16 protein-coding genes and 1 pseudogene are annotated in these 20068 nt (G+C 69.4%); 11 read left to right on the forward strand and 6 right to left on the reverse strand.

Annotated features, from left to right (window positions below):
* Nucleotides 1-63: 63 nt before the first annotated feature.
* Entirely contained in the window at nt 64-678 is a 615-nt protein-coding gene (locus ACOJUJ_RS09060; RefSeq protein ID WP_420126539.1) for an HD domain-containing protein, read from the forward strand.
* A 937-nt stretch (nt 679-1615) separates the two neighbouring features.
* Here ACOJUJ_RS09060 and ACOJUJ_RS09065 read toward each other — a convergent pair.
* Both ACOJUJ_RS09065 and ACOJUJ_RS09070 read right to left on the reverse strand, forming a co-directional pair.
* The gene (locus ACOJUJ_RS09065; protein ID WP_420126540.1) at nt 1616-2653 is read right to left on the reverse strand and encodes a tetratricopeptide repeat protein; all 1038 of its coding nucleotides are present in this window, start codon (nt 2651-2653) and stop codon (nt 1616-1618) included.
* Nucleotides 2646-4307 carry an ATP-binding protein gene (locus ACOJUJ_RS09070; protein ID WP_420126541.1) on the reverse strand — a complete coding sequence of 554 codons (1662 nt, stop codon included), beginning with the start codon at nt 4305-4307 and terminating at the stop codon, nt 2646-2648. Before ACOJUJ_RS09070 ends, ACOJUJ_RS09065 begins: the two co-directional genes overlap by 8 nt.
* 792 nt (nt 4308-5099) lie before the next feature.
* Between ACOJUJ_RS09070 and ACOJUJ_RS09075 the strand changes: the two genes are divergently transcribed.
* On the forward strand, nt 5100-7811 hold the full coding sequence (locus tag ACOJUJ_RS09075) for a DUF5916 domain-containing protein (RefSeq protein WP_420126542.1): 2712 nt from the start codon (nt 5100-5102) through the stop codon (nt 7809-7811).
* Between the two features lie 253 nt (nt 7812-8064).
* Here ACOJUJ_RS09075 and ACOJUJ_RS09080 read toward each other — a convergent pair whose 3' ends face one another.
* Nucleotides 8065-9012, reverse strand: a complete 948-nt coding sequence (locus ACOJUJ_RS09080) for a DUF4382 domain-containing protein (protein WP_420126543.1) — start codon at nt 9010-9012, stop codon at nt 8065-8067.
* A 211-nt stretch (nt 9013-9223) separates the two neighbouring features.
* On the opposite strand from ACOJUJ_RS09080, the gene cax reads away from it, so the two are divergent.
* The 4 genes from cax (at nt 9224) to ACOJUJ_RS09100 (ending at nt 12301) form a co-directional block, all read left to right on the forward strand.
* Nucleotides 9224-10360 (forward strand): calcium/proton exchanger, encoded by a 1137-nt coding sequence (cax, locus tag ACOJUJ_RS09085; RefSeq protein WP_420126544.1) that lies wholly within the window; start codon nt 9224-9226, stop codon nt 10358-10360.
* 470 nt (nt 10361-10830) lie between these two features.
* Nucleotides 10831-11304, forward strand: coding sequence for a metal-dependent hydrolase (locus tag ACOJUJ_RS09090; RefSeq protein WP_420126545.1), 474 nt, complete (start codon nt 10831-10833; stop codon nt 11302-11304).
* On the forward strand, nt 11274-11732 hold the full coding sequence (locus ACOJUJ_RS09095) for a hypothetical protein (protein ID WP_420126546.1): 459 nt from the start codon (nt 11274-11276) through the stop codon (nt 11730-11732). Before ACOJUJ_RS09090 ends, ACOJUJ_RS09095 begins: the two co-directional genes overlap by 31 nt.
* A gap of 119 nt (nt 11733-11851) precedes the next feature.
* Complete coding sequence (locus ACOJUJ_RS09100; protein WP_420126547.1) at nt 11852-12301, forward strand: OsmC family protein; 450 nt, start codon at nt 11852-11854, stop codon at nt 12299-12301.
* 280 nt (nt 12302-12581) lie between these two features.
* Here the strand turns inward: ACOJUJ_RS09100 and mutY are convergent, their stop codons facing one another.
* The gene (gene mutY, locus ACOJUJ_RS09105; protein WP_420126548.1) at nt 12582-13658 is read right to left on the reverse strand and encodes an A/G-specific adenine glycosylase; all 1077 of its coding nucleotides are present in this window, start codon (nt 13656-13658) and stop codon (nt 12582-12584) included.
* Between the two features lie 446 nt (nt 13659-14104).
* Nucleotides 14105-15577: an MFS transporter gene (locus ACOJUJ_RS09110; protein WP_420126549.1), complete on the reverse strand. Its 1473-nt coding sequence runs from the start codon at nt 15575-15577 to the stop codon at nt 14105-14107.
* On the opposite strand from ACOJUJ_RS09110, the gene ACOJUJ_RS09115 reads away from it, so the two are divergent.
* The 5 genes and pseudogenes from ACOJUJ_RS09115 (at nt 15576) to ACOJUJ_RS09135 (ending at nt 18060) form a co-directional block, all read left to right on the forward strand.
* Entirely contained in the window at nt 15576-16874 is a 1299-nt protein-coding gene (locus ACOJUJ_RS09115) for a vWA domain-containing protein (protein WP_420126550.1), read from the forward strand. The two genes, ACOJUJ_RS09110 and ACOJUJ_RS09115, sit on opposite strands and share 2 nt — an antisense overlap.
* Nucleotides 16875-16930: 56 nt before the next feature.
* Nucleotides 16931-17243, forward strand: a pseudogene (locus tag ACOJUJ_RS09120) (DUF4258 domain-containing protein).
* Nucleotides 17244-17275: 32 nt separating this feature from the next.
* Nucleotides 17276-17476 carry a YgiT-type zinc finger protein gene (locus ACOJUJ_RS09125; RefSeq protein ID WP_420126571.1) on the forward strand — a complete coding sequence of 67 codons (201 nt, stop codon included), beginning with the start codon at nt 17276-17278 and terminating at the stop codon, nt 17474-17476.
* Between the two features lie 14 nt (nt 17477-17490).
* Nucleotides 17491-17775, forward strand: a complete 285-nt coding sequence (locus ACOJUJ_RS09130) for a DUF2442 domain-containing protein (protein WP_420126551.1) — start codon at nt 17491-17493, stop codon at nt 17773-17775.
* Nucleotides 17776-17853: 78 nt separating this feature from the next.
* Nucleotides 17854-18060, forward strand: coding sequence for a hypothetical protein (locus tag ACOJUJ_RS09135; RefSeq protein ID WP_420126552.1), 207 nt, complete (start codon nt 17854-17856; stop codon nt 18058-18060).
* Nucleotides 18061-18299: 239 nt separating this feature from the next.
* Here the strand turns inward: ACOJUJ_RS09135 and ACOJUJ_RS09140 are convergent, their stop codons facing one another.
* Nucleotides 18300-19841: a carboxypeptidase-like regulatory domain-containing protein gene (locus tag ACOJUJ_RS09140; protein ID WP_420126553.1), complete on the reverse strand. Its 1542-nt coding sequence runs from the start codon at nt 19839-19841 to the stop codon at nt 18300-18302.
* Between the last annotated feature and the right edge of the window lie 227 nt (nt 19842-20068).

Here is a 20068-nt window from a genome sequence, read left to right on the forward strand (position 1 = left end):
ACCGTTAGATTACGCCCGTCCCAACTTGAACCGGGGCACGTGAACCTTGACTCCGCAGTCCCCGTGATCGACGGAACCGACCCGCGCCTGGACCGCCAGCTGCGCTTTCTGCTGGAGATCGACCGGCTGAAGGGGATCCTGCGCCAGACGCGCGTGCTGGACGGCGCGCGGCAGGAGAACAGCGCCGAGCACTCCTGGCACCTGGCCCTGTGCGCCGCCCTGCTGGCGGAGCACGCCCCCGCCGGCGCCGACGTTGCCCGCGTGACGCGGATGGTGCTGGTGCACGACGTGGTGGAGATCGACGCGGGCGACGCGTTCTGCTACGACCCGGCGGCGAACGTGGGCAAGGAGGAGCGGGAGCGGATGGCGGCGGAGCGCATCTTTGGCCTGCTGCCCGACGACCAGGCGGCGGAGCTGCACGCGCTGTGGGAGGAGTTCGAAGCGGGAGAAACGCCGGACGCGCGCTTTGCCGTGGCGCTGGACCGGCTGCAGCCCCTGCTGCTCAACTTCGCCCATCAAGGCGGAAGCTGGCGCGCCAACGCCGTCACCCACGACCGCGTGCTGGTGCGCATGGCGCCCATCCAGGATGGCGCGCCGCAGGTGTGGCCCTTCGTCGTGCGCCTGCTGGACGAAGCGGTGGCGCGCGGCTACCTGGCCCCGGCGCCCGCCTCGGACTGATTCCGTCGTCGCAAAAACTCTGGATTGCGGCGACATCTGCCATACCGCTTCTCACGGTTCGTTGTGCACTCATGGCGAATCCGGGTGAACACCCGTCGCACCTCCAGAACCGGACATCTCACACGGGGTCAACGGTGTTGATTTTTACCGTTGACCCGTGTGATCGCGATACCGAATCCGGAAAAACAACATCGGAAGGTACAGAGGAACCGGGAACCGCCAGAGGAACAGAGGTGATCCGCATTCCTCCTCTGTTCCTCTGGCTGTTCTCGGTTCCTCTGTACCCTGACCTCTGTTTTCAGTAGTCCGACTTGAGGCGAGGTGTTTTGCCGGATTCGGGATGAGACAAGGTCTTCTCCATAGTTGTATCCCACACTCCCTGTGCGGTTTCGGCCTCGGGACATCACGAGGGTGTTTTCGGATTGGGTACGATTCCCGGGCAGCATCCAGAAAAGCCTCACCCGGAGACGCGTCTCCGGGTGAGGCTTTCGATGGGTCGCCGATCGGGCTGAGCCGATGTGCGAAAACCCGCGGGAGACTGGCTCCCGCGGGTTGGGCACGCTGCTGAAATCCGGCTTAGTTTCCGCCCGCGACGGGTCCGGCGCTCGTGGGCGCGGGCGTGGGGATGGTGTCGGTCCGGTTGCCGCCGGCTACGGGTCCTGCGTCAAGGCTGGGACCACCGGTAGGACCGAGCGGGTCTCCTCCGGAATCGCCGCAGGCGGCAAGTACGACGGCGAGAGCGATGCCGGAAAAGAGGCGCTTGCGGCTCATGGGTCCCTCCAAAGTGCAGCGTGCCCAGCTTAGTTCTTGTAGGTCTTGCCCCCTTCCAAGAGCAAGGCCCGTGCCCCACCCTGGGACACTCGTGCGGTGCTACTCCGCGTCGGTGCAGTCTCCGTCCCGGCCGTTCTCCGTCGTGACTGGTTGATCGAGCGTGCCATCAGGCCAGTGCCTGAAGGCGGTCTTCGGCCTCGCGCACGTGGTGCACCGCGCCGACCGCGTTGAAGGTGTCGGCGGCGCGGGTGTACAGCTCCCGCGCCTCGCCGGGCCGCCGCTGGTCCTGGCGCAGCTGGCCCAGCTCGCGGACGATCACCGCCAGGTCAAACTCGGTGGCGGCGCCCTCCCCCAGCTCCAGCGCCCGCAGCAGGTACGCCTCGGCGTCATCCAGCCGCCCTTCCAGGCGCGCCTGCAGCCCGCGGAACTTCTCCACGTCGGCCAGCGTGCCCCGGTCGCCCACCGAGTGCGCCTCCCGCTCGGCGTGCGCGATGGACGCCTGGGCGCGGGCAATTTCACCAATTTGCAGCAACGCGTGCGCTCGGTTGCTGTACAAACGTGCGAGCATGGGGGAGTGGGACAGCCGCTCGCCGATCTCGATCCCCCGGCTGATGTACACCTCGGCTTCCATCCACTCGCCCAGGTACACGCTCACCGTGCCCAGGTTGTAGTACGCCATCATGGCGTTGGCGCTGTTCCCCGAGCGAACGAAGGAGCCCACGCTTTCCAGGTACAGGTTGCGCGCCTCGCGCAGGTCGCCCTGCAGGTGCGCGATCACCCCCGCGTTCTGGCAGGCCAGCCCCGCCAGGTCGTCGTCGCCCAGGTCCAGGGCCAGGTCCAGCGCGCGGGCGTACAGCACCCGGGCGTTGGCCCAATCCCCTACGGAATACCGTATGACGCCAAGAACGTTCAGCGCGCGGGCGGCGCACTGCTGCAGGCCGTGGCGCTCGGCGATCTCCAGGCTCAGCCCGCCCAGCTCCTCGGCCTCGTCAAAGCGGCGCTGGTGGTTGCGCACCCGCGCCTGCCCGCGCAGCGCGTCGGCCGCGGCCACCAGGTCGTGGCCCAGCACCGAGGCGCGAAACGCCAGCGAGTAGTGCCGCGCGGCCGCGTCCCACTGCCCCATCCCCTCGGCTTCGCCGGCGCGCCGGGCCAGCGCGCGGGCGTCGGGTCCGGCCACCGGCCGCGGCAGCAGGGCGCTACTCATCCGCGGGAAGGTGAAGGATGAAGGTGGACCCGTGCCCGGGCGCGCTCTCCACCCGCAGCTCGCCGCCCAGCAGGCGCGACAGCTTGCGCGAGATGGGAAGCCCCAGCCCCGTTCCGCCGTGCCGCGTGGCCGACACCTGCTCGAACTCGTGAAAGATGCGCTCCTGGTCCGCCGGCGCGATCCCGGGCCCCGTATCGCTCACCCGGATCTCCACCCAGTGGCGGCGGACGCCGTCCTCCCCCTCGATCCCCTCCACCGGCGCCAGCGCCACGGCCACGGTGCCGCGGTCGGTGAACTTGACGGCGTTGGAAAGCAGGTTCACCAGGATCTGCCGCACCCGGTCGGCGTCGCTGGAGAGTGACGGCAGGGGCACCGGCGGGGTCACGGCCAGCGCCAGCCCCTTGTCGCGCGCCTGGAACTCCACCGTCTGCAGCGCCTGCTCCACCACGGCGTACGGCTGCAGCGGCTGGATGACCAGCTCCAGCTTGCCGGCCTCCATCTTGGAAAGGTCCAGCACGTCGTTCACCAGGTACAGCAGGTTCTGCGTGGCGCGCTGGGCGCGGCCCAGAAAGGCGATCGACTCCGGCGGCAGCTGCCCCACCACGCCGTCCAGCAGGAGCGCGTTGTAGCCCAGGATGGCGTTGAGCGGGGTGCGCAGCTCGTGGCTGACGGAGGCAAAGAAGCGGTCCTTGGCGGCCGCGCTCCAGCGCAGCTCCTCGTTCGCCCGCTCCAGCTCGGTAGACCGCTCCGCCAGCGCCCCGTGCAGCCGGGCGTTGCTGATGGCTACGGCGGCGTGCCCCGCCAGCGTCAGCGCCAGCCGCACGTCGCGCGAGATGATCTCGTACGGGCGCCGGTAGCCGATCACCAGCGCGCCGAAAGTCTCGCCGAACAGGGCCAGCGGCACGCCCAGCCCCACGCGCATCCCCTCCGCGGCGTGAAAGGGCTCGGGAACGCGGCCGTCGTCCCCCACCTCGAGCGTCAGCGGCTTGCCGGCGCTGGCCACGCGCTCGGCAAACGGGTCGTCGGCGTCGCCCTCCGAGGCGCGCAGGCCGGCACTGGCCAGGGTGCGGATCTGCCCGCCCTGCGTGGCGCTCACGGTAACGTAGTGCGCCCCCAGCAGCGTGCGGGTGAACCGCGCCACCATCTGCAGCACCTCGTCGGGGTCCAGCGTGCGGTTGGCGGCCAGGCCCAGCACGTGGAGCGCCTCGCTCTCTTCCGCGCGGCGGCGCAGGGTGTCGCGCTCTTCCTCCAGCGCCCGCACCCGCTCCGCCTGCTCGCCCACGTGCGCCAGCGCGGCGGCCATCCGCACCCACTCCGGCGCGCCCGGCTGCACGTCGCCCGCGCCAAACAGCACCACGGCGCCTTTGACGTCGGCGGCGCCGTTGCGCAGGGGGAGCAGAAGCGCGGACGCACCGGGGTGCCGGGAGGCGTCTTCGGGAAAGGCGGGATGGAGCGGATGGACGGCGGGCCCGGCGGCGCGCAGCGCCTCGTCGCGCAGGGGCGCGGAGACGGCGGCGTCCTCGGGCCAGGCGGCGAGGGACCCCTCCTTTGCGTGCACCCACACGGCGCTGCGATCGCCGCCCGCAAGGGCGCGCAGCGCCGACGCGGGGTCGGCGCATTCGTAGACGCGGAGCAGGGTGTCGCGAAGATCCATCGCGGCAGGCGGTGTCTGCGCGCGGCGTGGCGCACCGGGGGTACCCGTTGGGGGCCTGCCGCGCAGAGGGGTGAGATCCCCAAGGTAGCGAAAGCAGGGCGCGTAAACAATGCACCCGCCTTCGCGAAGGCGTATTCCGTGCGGGCGGCGTGACATCCGCAGGCGGATCAAGCGCTTGCGGGCGCACCCTCCGCTGCTCCGGAATCCCCGTATCACCGTCCCTCCCGCGGCCACCCTGCCGCACGCGCCATGCGGCAGCCCCGAACCCGTCGGATCGCCGATCACGCCGTTTCGGCAGTTTTCCCTCCGCCGGCGGCCGGATCGCGGCTGGGGGGCATCGTACGGCTCCTCTGCGTCACGTAAACACCGGGAGAGCGGGAAGCCTTCAAAGACGCGCATCAGGTGATCCGATCAGCGGAGGATGGCGGCGCTCCGGCCGGTGGATGCCTTCCTCCCAAAAACGCGGATGGCCTCCTGCCTCCCTCGTCGTTCGATGCGACCGCCGGGTTCGTGCGCGCGCGATGTACAGGACATCCGCCACGTTGGCGATCAAGCTTCCAGCCGTGACCGGGACGAGCCAGCTCCCGTTGCTCCGCTGGCTCCCTGCGAGGCCTTCCATTCGCGTTTCGAGGATCTCGGCCGCTTTGGAGATGTTGCAACCTTTCGTTCTCCACGTGCGTCATAGCCCCCGTCCAACGTCTCCACCGTGAAGCTTGACAGGGGTGGATACGTGCTGAATATTCAGCACATGTTGGAATTTTAGCAGGCTCCCCTCCTTCCGAACCGTTCCCAATGCGATCCTCCCTTCGCCTCGTCCTTCCCGCCGCGACCGCGATTTTCGCCGCGACGTCCAGCGTTAACGCACAGAGCCCGCGGCCGGCCGTACAGGCCACGCCCGCGGCGGCCACCCTGCGGGCGGCGCGGGTGCAGGGCGATATGCGCATCGACGGGCGGCTGGACGAGGCGGCGTGGCAGCAGGCCCAGCCCGCCACCGAGTTTACGCAGAGCTATCCGCAGGCCGGCGCCGCGCCCACCGTGCGCACCGAGGCCCGCGTGCTGTACGACGACGAGAACGTGTACGTGGGCGTGCGGATGCTGGACGCCAGCCCCGACTCCATCGCCGCGCCGCTGGCCCGCCGCGACGCCTCGGGCGTGTACAGCGACTGGCTGCACGTGATCATCGACAGCCGCCACGACCGCCGCAGCGGCTTTCGCTTCAGCGTGAACCCGCGCGGCGTGCAGCGCGACGTGTACCACTTTGACGACGGCAACGAGGACGCGTCGTGGGACGCGGTGTGGAACGTGGCCGCGGCCGTGGACAGCGCCGGGTGGACGGCGGAGTACCGCATCCCCCTGTCGCAGCTGCGTTTTGGCGGCGAGGCGACGGACGCGCGCACCTGGGGCTTTCAGGTCATGCGCGACATCGCGCGGCGCGGCGAACGGGCCAGCTGGTCGCCGTGGACCCAGAACACGCCGGGGTTCGCCTCCAGCTTTGGCACCCTGACGGGGCTGGAGGGGATCCGCTCCCCCCGCGCGCTGGAGATCCTGCCCTACGCCAGCGCCCGCGTGACCCGCGCCCCCGGCAACTCCGCCGACCCGTTCTACAGCGAGACGGAGCCGGGGATGGACGCCGGCGCGGACCTGCGCCTGGGGCTGCCGCAGGGCTTTACCCTCTCCGCCACCATCAACCCCGACTTCGGGCAGGTGGAAGCGGATCCCGCGGAGGTGAACCTGAGCGCCTTCGAGACCTTTCAGACCGAGCGGCGCCCGTTCTTTACCGAGGGGTCCGACATCTTTCAGTTCGGCGGCACGCGCGCCTTCAACAGCTACGGGTCGCAGGACTACTTCTACACCCGCCGGGTGGGCCGCTCGCCGCAGCGGACGCTGAGCGGGTCGGGGGTGGCGTTCGTGGACGCGCCGCAGCAGACGCGCATCCTGGGCGCCGCCAAGGTGAGCGGGCGTACGCCCGCCGGATGGTCGGTGGGGGTGATGAACGCCGTCACCGGCCGCGAGGGCGCCCGCTTTGTGGCGCCGGACGGCACGGAGGGCACGGCGCAGGTGGAGCCGCTGAGCAACTACTTCGTGGGGCGCGTGCGGCGTGACCTGAACGCCGGCTCCACGGTGCTGGGCGGCCTGTTCACCGCCGCCAACCGCGAGCTGGGCGACGAGGCGCTGGAGGGGATGCTGCACCGCGGCGCGTACGTGGCGGGCGCGGACTTTCTGCACACCTGGGGGAAGCGCGCCTGGTCGCTGAGCGGATACGCGGCGGGAACGCGGGTGAACGGCACGCCGGGGGTGATCCTGGGCACGCAGCGGGGCTCGGCCCGCTACTACCAGCGGCCCGACGCGGACTACCTGGAGGTGGATCCGGAGCGCACCAGCCTGTCCGGCCACATCGGCGAGGTGTCGCTGGCGCACTCCGGCAGCTGGAACGCGTCGGTGCAGTACAAGGAGGTCAGCCCCGGCTTTGAGATCAACGACCTGGGCTACCACACCCGGGCCGACGCGCGCAGCATTGCCACCTACCTGGGCCGCAACGTGAACAAGCCGGTGGGCGTCCTGCGCAACCACAGCTACGCCGCCTGGCAGTTTGCCGCCTGGAACTTTGGCGGAGACCGCATCCTGGACGGCTACGCGGGGCGGGTGAGCGCCGGCTTCACCAACTTCTGGGGCGCGGGGATCCAGGCCGGCATCCGCCCCGAGTACCTGAACGACCGCCTTACCCGCGGCGGCCCGCTGAGCGCCACGCCGGCGCAGTGGAACGTGAACGGCTGGGTGGAGACGGATTCGCGAAAGCCGCTGTTCTTTGGCACCGAGCTGGGGTACCGCCAGGACGCGTCGGGGCTGCGGGAGCGGAGCATCGCCTCGTGGGCCACGCTGCGACCCAGCACGGCGGTTCGGGTGCAGCTGGAGCCGCGCCTTTCGAAGGGCGCGTACACGGCCCAGTACGTCAACACCACGGCCGACCTGCGGGCGGCGGATACGTACGGGGCGCGGTACGTCTTCGGCGAGCTGGACCAGACGACGTTCTCGCTGGGCGCCCGGGTGGACTGGACCTTCACGCCCCGCCTTTCGCTGCAGATGTTCGCGCAGCCGTTCGTCTCGGCCGGCCGCTACACGGCGTTCAAGGAGCTCGCCACGCCGGGCGAGTTCGCGTTCGCGGAGTACGGCGGCGACCGCGGCACGCTTTGCCGCATCGACGGGGTGTACGTGGCCGACCCGGTGGCCGCGCGCACCTGCCCCGCGGCGCTCCCCGCGACGACGGACCCCAACTTTGTGGTGCGCTTTGGCGATCCGGACTTCAACGTGCGGTCGCTGCGCGGCAACGCGGTGCTGCGGTGGGAGTACCGCCCCGGCTCCACGCTCTTCTTTGTCTGGCAGCAGGAGCGCAGCGGGTTTGAGTCCATGGGCGACTTTGACTTTGGCCGTGACGCGCGCGCCATCTTTGACGGTCCCGCGCACAACGTCTTCCTGATCAAGGCCAGCTACTGGATCGGCGGCTAAAAGATATGGTCTCACACGGAGTCAACGGAGTTAACGGAGTTGATTCGTGGCGTTTCTCCGGACTTTATACCGCGGATCGGCATCATCCATTCAGAACGTGTGCGTGGACGAGACGGAGCCAGAAGACTCGCACCACACGAACTCCGTTAACTCCGTTGACTCCGTGTGAGGCCAATCAGTAGAAGGCAGATAAACGAAAAGGCCGGCTCCTCTCGCGAGAGAGGCCGGCCTTTCGATTTCGGGGATGATGCGATCAGCCGGCCGGCTTGGCCTTGCAGGTGGCGGCGGTGATGCTGTAGTCCACCGTGGCCGTGGCGCCGGACGCAACGGTGGCCGTGGGGACGCTGGGCGCGGCGGTCACCATCAGCGAATCGCCGTTGGCAAAGCTGAGCGCCGGCGCGTACGCCATGGTGTAGGTGCCCGCGCCCACCGTAATGCCGTAGCGGCCGTCCGCGGCCACCGCGCTGGTGAACGTCTCCGCCCCCGCCGTGGCCTGCGGCACGAACGCCGTCACCGCGACGGGCCCGCCGCCGCAGGTGGGGAGCGCCACACCCTGCGCCACGCTCACCGTGCCGCCGATGCCGCCCGCGAAGCCCACAGTCGTCGCGTGCAGCACCGGGTGCATGATCCAGCGGCCCGAGTTGCCCGCCTGGTGGCCAAAGCTCTGGCTCACGTCAAAGTCCACCGTCATGATGGTGGACGAGCCCGACAGCTCCACCGGCTCGTTGCCCTTGAACTTGATCTTGAAGCCGCTGGAGCACCCCGACGGGATGTGCAGCGTGCCGTCCGCCGTCACGCCGGCGGGGAGGGCGGCGTCGCGGGTGGCGTACACGTCGCCGTCGTTCTCGACGACGTACGCCTCGCACACCACCATGCGCAGCTCCGAGTAGCGCCCCGCGGGCACCACCGCGCCGTTCACCAGCTCCGACGTGCGGCCGCCGGACAGGGTAAGCAGGTCCACCCAGTCGGTGCGGGTGGCCAGCAGATCCACGCTGCCGCTGCTGGCGCTGTCGGCGGGACCGCCCTTGAGGGAGATGCGGTCGATCCTGACCCACGCCTCCTTCAGGTCGCCCGGCGCGTCCGTAAGCCGGATGCTCACGCGGGCGTCGCCGTTGCCGGCGGTGCCGCTTTCGCCGCCGCAGGCGGCCATGGCCAGCGCGGCCAGCAGGGGCAGGGCAAGCCTGCCGTGCTTGATCATCATCCATCACTCCCGTGTGTATCGCGTAGCTCGTGGGCCGTCCGGCGGGATGCACCCCGCCGCGCCCGATTGCCCCCCTGACGAGCGATTCTGTCGCAGGTCACACCGGCAGGCATCCATCTGCACCACACGTCCCGTTGCGTCCCGTGCCCGCGCGCGGTAGTCTGAGCCCCGCAAACCGCCGTGCATCCACCCCCGTACCGAGCCCATCGCCTTGGCGACGACGACGACGACCGCGAAGCGCCCGCTGCTTTCGTTTGCCAACTTCATGAACGCGCTGCTGGTGTTCGTGCCGCTGGCGATGCTGATGGAGTGGGTACTCGAATCCCCGCCCATGTGGATCTTCGTGGTGGCGTGCCTGGGCATCATCCCCCTGGCCGGGATGATGGGGCACGCCACGGAAGAGATCGCGGAGCGCGTGGGCGAGGGGCTGGGCGGCCTGCTGAACGCCACCTTTGGCAACGCGGCGGAGCTCATCATCGCCATCATGGCGCTGCGGGCGGGGCTGTTCGACCTGGTAAAGGCGTCCATCACCGGCTCCATCATCGGCAACGTGCTGCTGGTGTTCGGGCTGAGCGCGCTGGTGGGCGGGATGAAGTACGAGACGCAGCGCTTCAACCGCACGGCGGCGGGGCTGGGATCAACCCTGCTGGTGCTGAGCGCGGTGGGCCTTGTGGTCCCCGCCGTCTTTCACATGATCGTGGGGACCACGGCGCCGGGGGCGGAGCGCAACCTGAGCCTGGAGATCGCCATCGTGCTGATGGCGACGTACGTGGCCAGCCTGTTCTTCACCCTGCGCACGCACAAGCACCTGTACATGGGCGACGCCGGCGAGACGGCTCCCGAGGGCGCGCACGAGGAGCACGCACCGCTGGGCAAGTCGATCGGGATGCTGGTGGCGGCCACGGTGGGCGTGGCGGTGATGGCGGAGTTCCTGGTGGGCGCGGCCGAGGCGACGGCGGAGCAGCTGGGGTGGAGCGAGATCTTTGTGGGCGTCATCGTGGTGGCCATCATCGGCAACGCGGCGGAGCACAGCACGGCCATCATCATGGCGGCCAAGAACAAGATGGACGCCGCCATCAACATCGCGGTGGGCTCCAGCATCCAGGTGGCGCTGTTCGTGGCGCCGCTGCTGCTGTTCCTGAGCTACTTCATCGCCCCGCAGCCCATGGACCTGATCTTTACCTCGTTCGAGGTGCTGGCGGTGGGGGTGTGCGTGGGGATCATGGCGTTCTGCGCGGCGGACGGGGAAAGCCACTGGATGGAGGGCGTGCAGCTGCTGGCCGTGTACATCATCCTGGGGATCGCGTTCTACTTTCTGCCGGTGGCGCCGGGGGTGGGGGGGCACTGAGGGGCGGTGTTGCCGGCCGTACCTTCTCCCGACTGGGGCTCGCTGTCATCCTGAGGGAGCGCACACGCGTAACTGTGATACACACAGGAGTTCGCGCGCGACCGAAGGATCTTCGTCGGGTCGCGCGATTCCCAGCCCCGGGAGCCGTCCCGGCCGAATGATGTGCTGGCCGCCTTGCCGGGGCGAATAAATTCGCGGCAACGACTACACGAAATCCGCCTTCGCGGATTGGCGGCGTCGCGGTAGCTCGTCGTCCCGTGCGCGTGGCGGCGTTGCGGTGTGGCCCCGGCGTGTTGGGCCGGCATCGGAAGAGCGATTGAAATCGCGGCAACGAGGGCACGCTGTCCGCCTTCGCGGACACGGCGGCACGAGGGCGCAGGGCATTCCGGGCGATGGTGCGTCCGCAGCCGATTTGTCGGGCGCCGACGGCTGCTCATCCCCGTCTTGATCCACCCCATCTTTCACCCGATGTGACGACGGTTGCACACGCGCTTTCGGCGGCGCTGATCGCGGTGACGGCGATGAAGGTGCCGCCCTCCGAGTCGCGGTACCTGGTGGCGGCGCTGGTGGCCGGCTCCATCGCCGACGCGGACCACGTGTACCCGGTGCTGCGCGACTGGCGCTTTTACCGGCAGAACGGCTTTCGCGGCAACCTGCACGGCGCGCGCACACCCATCCACGAGCTCGCCGGGCTGGCGGGCGCGGGGATCGTGGCGTGCCTGCTCTGGTGGATCGATCCCATGATGGCGGGGGTGGTGTTCGCCGCCTTCGCGGTGCACCTGGCGCAGGACTTTGTCACCGGCCACTCGCTGCCCATGAACCCCGCCGACATGACGGTCGTGCGGATGTTCGACTTGAGCTTCAAGCAGAAGGTGGCGATCGACGCCGCCGTCATCGTCACCTCCATCGCGCTATGGATTCCGTACCTGCGCGGCCGCGCATAGCCGGCGGCTACCGCGCCGTACTGGCGTGGATGGAGCCGCACATCCCGGTGCCCAACATCAGCCCGTCGTGGTGGTCGCTGCTGGGGCTGCTGGGATCGGTGGCGTGCCTGTACGTGGCCTCGCCGGCGGCCAGGTTCTGGCTGGTGCTGGGTGTGCTGCTGACGGACTGGTGGGACGGCGCCACGGCGCGCAAGCACGGCGGCGCGCTGAGCGGGCGCGAGGGCTACATCGTCGACGTGGTGATCGACCGGTTCAGCGAGGGGTTCATCTTTCTCGCCGACAGCGGCAGCGTGGCGGGGCGCATCTTCTTTGTCCTGTTCGTCTTCAACACCATTTCCTCCATCTGGGGCGCCAAAACGGGCAAGCACCGCCTTCTTCCGCTGCGCGGATTGTGGCTGGCCGTGCTGGCGTGGTGGGCGGTGTTTTGAGGCCCTCACCCGCTCGCTCAGGCTCGCACCCTCTCCCGCAAGCGGGAGAGGGTATAAACTGCACCGGCTTCGCGGTGATTCCGACGGTTCTGAGACACTGACCTACAGGAGAGGGATAGATGGCGGTAGAGATCACGGGGCGGTACGCGGGCGGGCTGAAGGTGGACCTGCACCACGGGCCGTCCGGCACGGAGATCCGCACGGCGGCGCCGGTGGACAACAACGGTGACGGCAGCTCGTTCTCGCCCACGGACCTGCTGGCGGCGTCGCTGGGCGCGTGCATGGTGACGGTGATGGGGATCTACGCGCAGAAGAACGGCATTCCATTCGACGGCGTGGAGTTCCGCCTGGAGAAGCACATGCGCGCCGACCCGCGCCGCGTGGACCGGCTGCCGGTGACCATCCGCATGCCCGCCGCGCTGGATGACCGCCAGCGCCAGACGCTGGAAAACGTGGCGCTCACCTGCCCCGTCCACCGCAGCCTGCTGCCCGAGATCGAAAAGGACATCCGCTTCGTGTACGACGTGGAAGTGCCGGTCGAGGCCGAAGCGGGGACCGGAGCGGCGTGATCCAGCCGCCAGCCCAGTGGCATGGGCGCCGCGGATGAGCGGGGCGGATGAACGCGGCGGATGAACGCGGCGGATGAGCGGGTAAACCCGCTGCTGGGAAAGCGATAAGCCCCGTCTGGCGACGCTCACGCGTCACCAGGCGGGGCTTCAACGTCTCGTACGGGCGGGGGCCTTCGCGCCGCGCGGGTTGCGGCGCGTGAGCCGGCACCGCAACGGCGGCAACGCACCGCCGGTTGTGAGACGTTTATACCCTCTCCCGCTTTTGGGAGAGGGTGCGAGCCTACGCGAGCGGGTGAGGGCCCGCCAGCGCGGCGATGCGCTTCTGCGCGACAGGGAGCGCGTAATCGCCGATGCGCGCCCACGGCACCCAGGCAACGTCGTCGTAGCGGACGGCGCGGGGCTCGCCGGAGACGACGGTGCAGCGGACGGCGTGGTAGGTGGCCCGGACGTGCGTAAAGACGTGGTCGACCGACGCGAGCGCCTCGCCCGCGCGGACGGCGACGTTCAGCCCCTCCGCCGCGGCCCGCTCGGCGGCGGCGGCGACGGATTCGGCGTCATGGCGGATGGCCTGCGGAAAGGCCCACATCCCGCCCAGGCGCGCGGCGACGGGACGGCGGACCAGCAGCACGTCGCCGCCGCGCTGAATGACGGGGACGGCGGTGTCTTCGTGCGGGAGCGGCTTCGCCTTTTTGGGCGCGGGCCGCTCGTTCTGCGTGCCGGCGGCAAAGGCGGCGCACAGGTCGCGGACGGGGCACGCACCGCAGCGCGGGTTGCGCGGGGTGCAGACGGTGGCACCCAGCTCCATCACCGCCTGGTTCACGTCCCCCGGCCGCTCACCGGGGACCAGGGCGGCCGCCATCCGCCACTGGGCGTCCACCGCGGGCGCGGGATCGTCCGTCCAGCGGGCAAAGACGCGGCGCACGTTGCCGTCCACTACCGGCTCCTCGCGCCCGAACGCGATCGACATCACCGCCCCCGCCGTGTAGCGTCCCACACCCGGCAATGCGCGGAACGCCTCCGGCTCCCCCGGCACGCGCCCTCCGTGCCGCGCCGCGACCTCCTGCACCGCGCGGTGAAAGTTGCGGGCGCGACGGTAGTATCCCAGCCCTTCCCACGCCTTCAGCACGTCGTCCAGCGGCGCCGCGGCCAGCGCCTGGACCGTGGGAAAGCGCGCCACCCACCGCTCGTAATACGGTCGTACCGTCTCCACGCGCGTCTGCTGCAGCATCACCTCCGACAGCCACACGTGGTACGGGTCGGACGCCGCACCCGGCGCGGCCCGCCACGGCAGGTCGCGGCGCGCGGCGTCGTACCAGGCGAGCAGGCGGGAGCGGAGGGTGGGGAAATCCAGGGACACGGTGCGAAAGTGCGGGAGTGCGAAAGTACGTTAGTGCGGGATCGTTGATCGAAATGCGCCCGCGGGAGCCCTCACCCGCTCGCTTAGGCTCGCACCCTCTCCCGCAAGCGGGAGAGGGTATAAACGTCACACAAACCGGCGGTGCGTTTCCGCGGCTGCATCGCCTGTCGCATGCGCCCAGCCGCCCGGCGTGCAGGCCTCGGCCCACACGAGCAGGTGAAGCCCCGCCGGCGAGCTCCGCGAGCCCAGGGCGGGGCTTATGGCATTTCCAGCCGCGGCTTTAGCCGCCCTGTGCTGGCCGCCCTGTGCTGGCCGCCCCGTGCTGGCCGCCCATGCTGGCCGTGGCGAGTACGGCCGAGGGGCCACGCAGGCGCCGGCGGGGTTTATCCCCTCTCCCGCGCTGTTTGCGGGAGAGGGCAGGCGAGGAACGAGCCGGGTGAGGGCCCTTACTCCGCCGCCCGCAGTTCCGGGATGTTCATCATGATCCACGCGAGGATCAGCAGCAGGCCGCAGGCGCCGGCGGTGAGCGCGGCGGGGGCGCCAAACCAGCGGGCCAGCGCACCGGCCTGGAGCGCGCCCAGCGGCGTCATCCCGATGAACATGAACACGTAGACCGACATCACCCGCCCGCGCAGCCGGTCCGGCACCCGCGACTGCAGCAGCGCGTTCACGCTGGCGTTGTTCAGGATCATGCTGAACCCCGACAGCGCCAGCAGCACCAGCGACAGCGGATACCACTCCGACCGCGAGAACGCGATCAGCCCCAGCGCCAGGCAGGTCCCCGCGCCCAGGATCAGCCGCCCGCGCGCCATCCGCAGCCGCCCGGACGCCAGCGCCATCCCCGCCACCAGCGCGCCGCTCCCCGCCGCCGCCAGCAGCGAGCCCAGCCCCGGCGCCCCCACGCGCAGCACGTCGCGCGCAAAGACGGGCAGCAGCATCACGTACGGCAGCGCCGTCACCGACATCCCCGCCACCATCCACACCAGCGTGCGCACCAGCCGGTCGGAGCGAATGTAGGCCAGCCCCTCGCGGATGTTCTCGATGGTCGAGGTGGTGCGCGCCGCGGGTGTAAACGCGGGAAGGCGCATCATCAGCAGGCCCGTGATGACGGCGATGTACGACACCGCGTTGGCCGCGTAGCAGGCCGCTACCCCCGACGTGGCGATCACCGCGCCCGCCAGCCCCGGGCCCACGATGCGGGTGGCGTTGAACGCCGCGGAGTTCAGGGCAATGGCGTTGGGCAGGTCGCGCGTGCCCACCAGGTCAACAAAGAACGACTGGCGGGTGGGGATCTCAAATGCGTTCGCCGTCCCCAGCACAAACACCAGCGCCAGCAGCGCGCCGTAGGTAATGCGCTCCGTCCCCGTGAGCACCGCCAGGGCCAGCGCCGCGCAGAGCGCCACGCACTGGGCGGTCAGGATGATGCGCCGCTTGTCGTGCCGGTCGGCCAGGTCGCCGGCCCACAGGGTGAACAGCAGCGTGGGGATGGACGTGACCGCCGTCACGATCCCCAGCCGCAGCGCGCTGTTGGTAAGCTCCAGCACCAGCCACCCCTGCGCCGTGGTCTGCATCCACGATCCCGTAAGGGAAAGCAGCTGGCCGAAGTAGAACACGCGAAAGTTGCGGTGCCGCAGCGCGCCAAACGCGCGCGGCGGCGTCGGCGCGTCCAGGGGACGGTCCGGTGCATCCGGCAGCTGTGTGGGGGGCGCACGAAACGCGGGCGAGGGCGAAACACCGGCCTCCTGCGCCGCGTCCGCCCCCGGGATCTGCTCCTCCGTGGGAACCTCTGTGCGAACCGCTGTGCGAAGTGCTTGGTCTGGCTTTATCTTACGATCAGGGCAACCCCCGCGCCACGGCCGGGGCTGGCCCGCAACGTGCGCCGCCCGGCAGGACGCCGCCACCGCCCCCGAGGGACCCATGCGCTTTACGAATTACTCGCGCTACACCGGCCACATGGCCGACGCCATGAACCTGCAGGCGCTGCTCGACCAGCTCAGCGACTTTCTGCTGCAGAGCGGGTTTGCGGGCGGCCGGCACTTCAACCCGTGGTGGGGCGAGTTTGGCGGCGACGAGGACGACCGCAGCATGGACGCGCTCAAGGAGGCGCTGCTGCGGGCGCTGCTGGAAAGCGGCCAGCTCACCCCCGAAATGGTGAGCCAGCTGCGCGGCGACGCCGAGCCGGACGAAACCGTGCAGCAGCAGATCGCCGAGCTGCTGGACCGGCTGATCCAGCGGATGGTGGACGAAGGATACCTGAACGTGGCCGAGCAGCCGCAGATGCCGGCCGGCTACGAGCAGATGCAGGGCGAGGGCAAGATCGACGAGGCGCGCGAAGCGTCGCGGCAGGTGGAGTTCTCGCTCACCGGCAAGGGGATCGACTTCCTGGGCTACCGCACGCTCCGCCAGCTGCTGGGGGCGATGGGGCGATCGTCGTTCGGCAGCCACGAGACGCCGCACCTGGCCACCGGCGTCGAGGCCGAGGCCGCCAGCCGCCCGTACGAGTTTGGCGACACGCTCAACCTGGACATCCCCGCCACCCTCAAAAGCGCCCTGGCCCGCGAAGGGCTGCGCGAGGACGGCACGCTGCCGCTGGAGTACGGCGACCTGCACGTGCATCAGTCGGAGTATCGGTCCAGCTGCGCCACCGTGCTCATGCTGGACACCAGCCACAGCATGATCCTGTACGGCGAGGACCGCTTTACGCCGGCCAAAAAGGTGGCGCTGGCGCTCACGCACCTCATCCGCACCCAGTTTCCCGGCGACACGCTTAAGGTGGTAACCTTTGGCGACACCGCGGAGGAGATCGCGAGCAGCCGGCTGGCGCACGCGCAGGTGGGGCCGTTCCACACCAACACGGCGGCGGGGCTCAAGCTGGCGCGGCGGCTGCTGATGGCGCAGAACAAGGACATGCGCCAGATCGTAATGATCACGGATGGCAAGCCTTCCGCCGTCACCATGCCGGATGGGCGGGTCTACAAGAACAGCATGGGGCTGGACCACTTCGTCTTGAACGAGACGTTCACCGAGGTGGGCGCCTGCCGCAAGTCGGGGATCCTGATCAACACTTTCATGCTGGCGCGCGACCCGGCGCTGGTGGCCTTCGTCAACGCGGTAACACAGATCGCCCGCGGCAAGGCCTACTTCACCAGCACCATGACGCTGGGCCAGTACATCATGCGCGACTTCCTCCGCCGCAAGACCAAGCGCGCGGGGTAGGGAGTTGCCTTCGCCAAAGTGTTTACAGTAGACACTTCGTTCGCTATGATCCTGGCATGAACCTCATTGCCGAGATCACATCGAAAATCGCCCAGGGCCTGTTCGAGTTCTCTCAGCACGCCGTCAATCAGGGCATCACGCGGGGAATCGCCGTAACGGAGGTCCGCCAGGCTTTACAGGCGGGTGAGGTGATCGAGGATTACCCGAATGACAAGTACGGATCCAGCTGCCTTGTCTTTCGGGATGACCTCAGCGGGCAGGCCGCTGCACATTCAATGCAGCTATCCGTCTCGCCCAATCGTGAAGATCATTACCGTGTACGAGCCTGATCCTGATCTGTGGATTCAGTTCCGGCACCGGAGGAGGTGATGCGCCCCATGTCCAAGAAACCCGAAGATCGTATGGTGCAGTCTCTAGTCACATACTCCGTCGAGTACCAGGGGCGAATGGTCATCGTAGAGAACGTCCCTGCGAGAGTCGATCCGGAAACAGGGGAGCGATTCTACTCACCGCAGACCGTAGAGCAGCTCCAGGCAATCGTCTGGAGTGATCGACAACCAGACCGTGTGGAGCAGACACCTGTGTTCCGGTTCGCTGCGTAGCGGCTACGGTTGAGATGCAGATTCCCGAGGCCACTCGCGTCGGGGTCAGCGACGTCACGCTGACCGTCGAGCTGGTCGATGGACGGAGCGTGTCGGTGCCGTTGCTCTGGTTCCCGCGCCTGGTGGATGGCACGGCGGCTGAGCGCGCGAACTGGAGGCTGATCGGCCGGGGTGAGGGGATCCACTGGCCGGATCTGAATGAGGACGTCAGCGTCGCGGGGCTGCTGGCGGGCAAGCGCTCGGGAGAAAGCCAGCGCTCGCTCAAGCGCTGGCTGGAACTGCGGCGCGGAGCCGCGTGACGCGTTCGGCAGGGTGATTGCAATCAGGCGTCGGCAAACGGCGGAAACGCGAACCCGAACCTTGGACTGCAAAACCAGATGCTCAACCTCAGCCTTTCTGAATCCGAGCAGGCCATCCTGCGCGACGTGCTGGAGACGGCGGTTTCCGAAATGGGAACGGAGATCTCCGGGACCGATTCCAAGGACTTTCGCGACGACCTGAAGGACCGGCGCGAGGTGCTGCTGAAGGTGATCGCGGCGCTCGGAGGCGGACACACCACGACGGGTGGAATCCACCCCGTGTAAACGGGACCGGACGCTCCAGCAGACACAAAGACGAGGGGCCGCGAGATCAATCCGCGGCCCCTCGTCTTTGCGTCCGGGCAAAGCCGCGATCAATCGGCCTCATGCGTATCCGGAACAAACAACATCGGAAGGTACAGAGGGTCCGAGAACAGCCAGAGGAACAGAGGTGATCCGCATTTCCGTCCTCTGTTCCTCTGGCGGTTGTCTGTTCCTCTGTACCCTGACCTCTGTTTCCGACCTCAGCGGCGGCGGCGGACGACATGGATGGCACCCTGCGCGTTGCCGGCCCCAAACCGCTGCTGGGCCTCGGTGCCATCGAAGTATTCGATGTAGTCGATCTCGCCGTAGCTGATGGTCCGCAGCGTCTCCAGGGTGCCCAGGCGGCGCCCATCCACCCACACCATGATGGGATTTTCGTCGTTGATGGCCATGGCGGGGCCGTCGCGGGTGGCGATGGGCGTCATGCTCATGGCGTCGCTGCCGCGGGCGCGCATCCACTGCGGCCGCAGGCTCTGCACCAGTTCGAATGCGGTGCCGACGATGGTGCGCTCCACCTCGGCGCGCCCGATCAGCCGCCGCCGGTCCGACTGCCGCTCCGCTTCCGGACGCGCCTCGATCACCGTGCTGGCGGCTTCCGGCGCCGCGGGCGCGGGCGTCCCGGGAGCGGCGGCGGGCGTTTCCATCGCGATGGAAGCCCGCGGGTCCGGCGCGGCTGGCGGGGTGGCGGCGGCCAGCGTGGCGGTGCCGGGGCGCTGCACGGCGCCGCCCACCTCGCGGATGGCGGCCATCTGCCGCGTGGCCGGCACCAGCACGTTGGTCTGCGCACGCGGCGCCTCAACCGGCATGCGGATGACCCACGCCGAGGTGATCCACCGCCCGTCCGGCAGCCGCTGGAACTCCATCCGCCCGCCCGGAACCCCCGCGCGTCCACGCACCGGCGGACGCGTGTACTCGAACTCCATCAGCCGCAACTCGGCGCTGGCGCGGTCCACCCACAGCACGCCCTGCACGTCCGACACGCGTCGGCCGCGCACCGGCTCAAAGGCCAGCCCGATCAGCCCCGCGGCGGGCGCGCCCGCGCTGCGCAGGCGAAAGCAGTGTCCCTCCAGAAACAGGTCGGAGAGCAGCACGTCCGCGTCGGGCGCGGCGTACAGGTATCCGTCGCGCGTGCGCTCCACAAAGCCGGTGGTGGAAAGCCGCTCCGGATCCACCGTGACGAACGGCTTCTGCGCCATGCCCTGCACGCGCCGGCGAGTGTCCTCGGTAACGGACCCGGAGGTGGCGTCCAGCTGCCGCTCGAACAGCTCCACGGCGAACTGGGCGCGCGTTTCGCCGGAGGTGGCGCTCACCACGTCCAGCGCCTTGCGCACCTCGCCCCACACGGCCGCGGTTTCCTCCGCGTCGCCCGGACGGATGGAACAGCGCGGCTGCGCCGACACCACGACGGATTCCAGCATTACCCGCTGCCCCGCCGCCACCAGCCGCTGCGTCGCGGTCTCCCCCGCCGCCAGCGTCATGGGCGCGCTGACGGTGGCCGCGTAGCCAATGCGCTCCGCGCGCAGCAGGTAGCGGCCGGCCGCGGGGGCGCGCAGGCTGAACTGCCCGTCCGCGCCGGTGAGCACCGCGTGCACCGCGGCGCCCGACTCCGCCTGCAGTGTCACGCGCGCCGACGGGATCGGCGTGCCGTCCTGATCTACAAAGCGGCCACTTACGGCCTGCGCCCCGGCCGGCGAAGCCAGCGCGAGCGCGCAAAGGAGGAGCGGAAGGAGACGCCTGGTCATGGGATACAACGAGGGAAACGGGTGCGGCGAGAGATCACGATCAACGCCTCACGGGTGGCGTTGCGGACACGGCCGCGGCCCCGCGGACACGGCCGCGGCCCCGTTGCGTGCCGCCGGCCTCATCTCCACAAACATAATGTGGCCGCGGCGGCGCGTGCACCTCTTTTCTCGCGCCCGCCGAACGTGCATCATGTTGCCTCCAGGCCGCCGTACCCCCATCCCCCGCT

It is taken from the genome of Longimicrobium sp., from assembly GCF_048594345.1.
Lineage (GTDB): Bacteria > Gemmatimonadota > Gemmatimonadetes > Longimicrobiales > Longimicrobiaceae > Longimicrobium.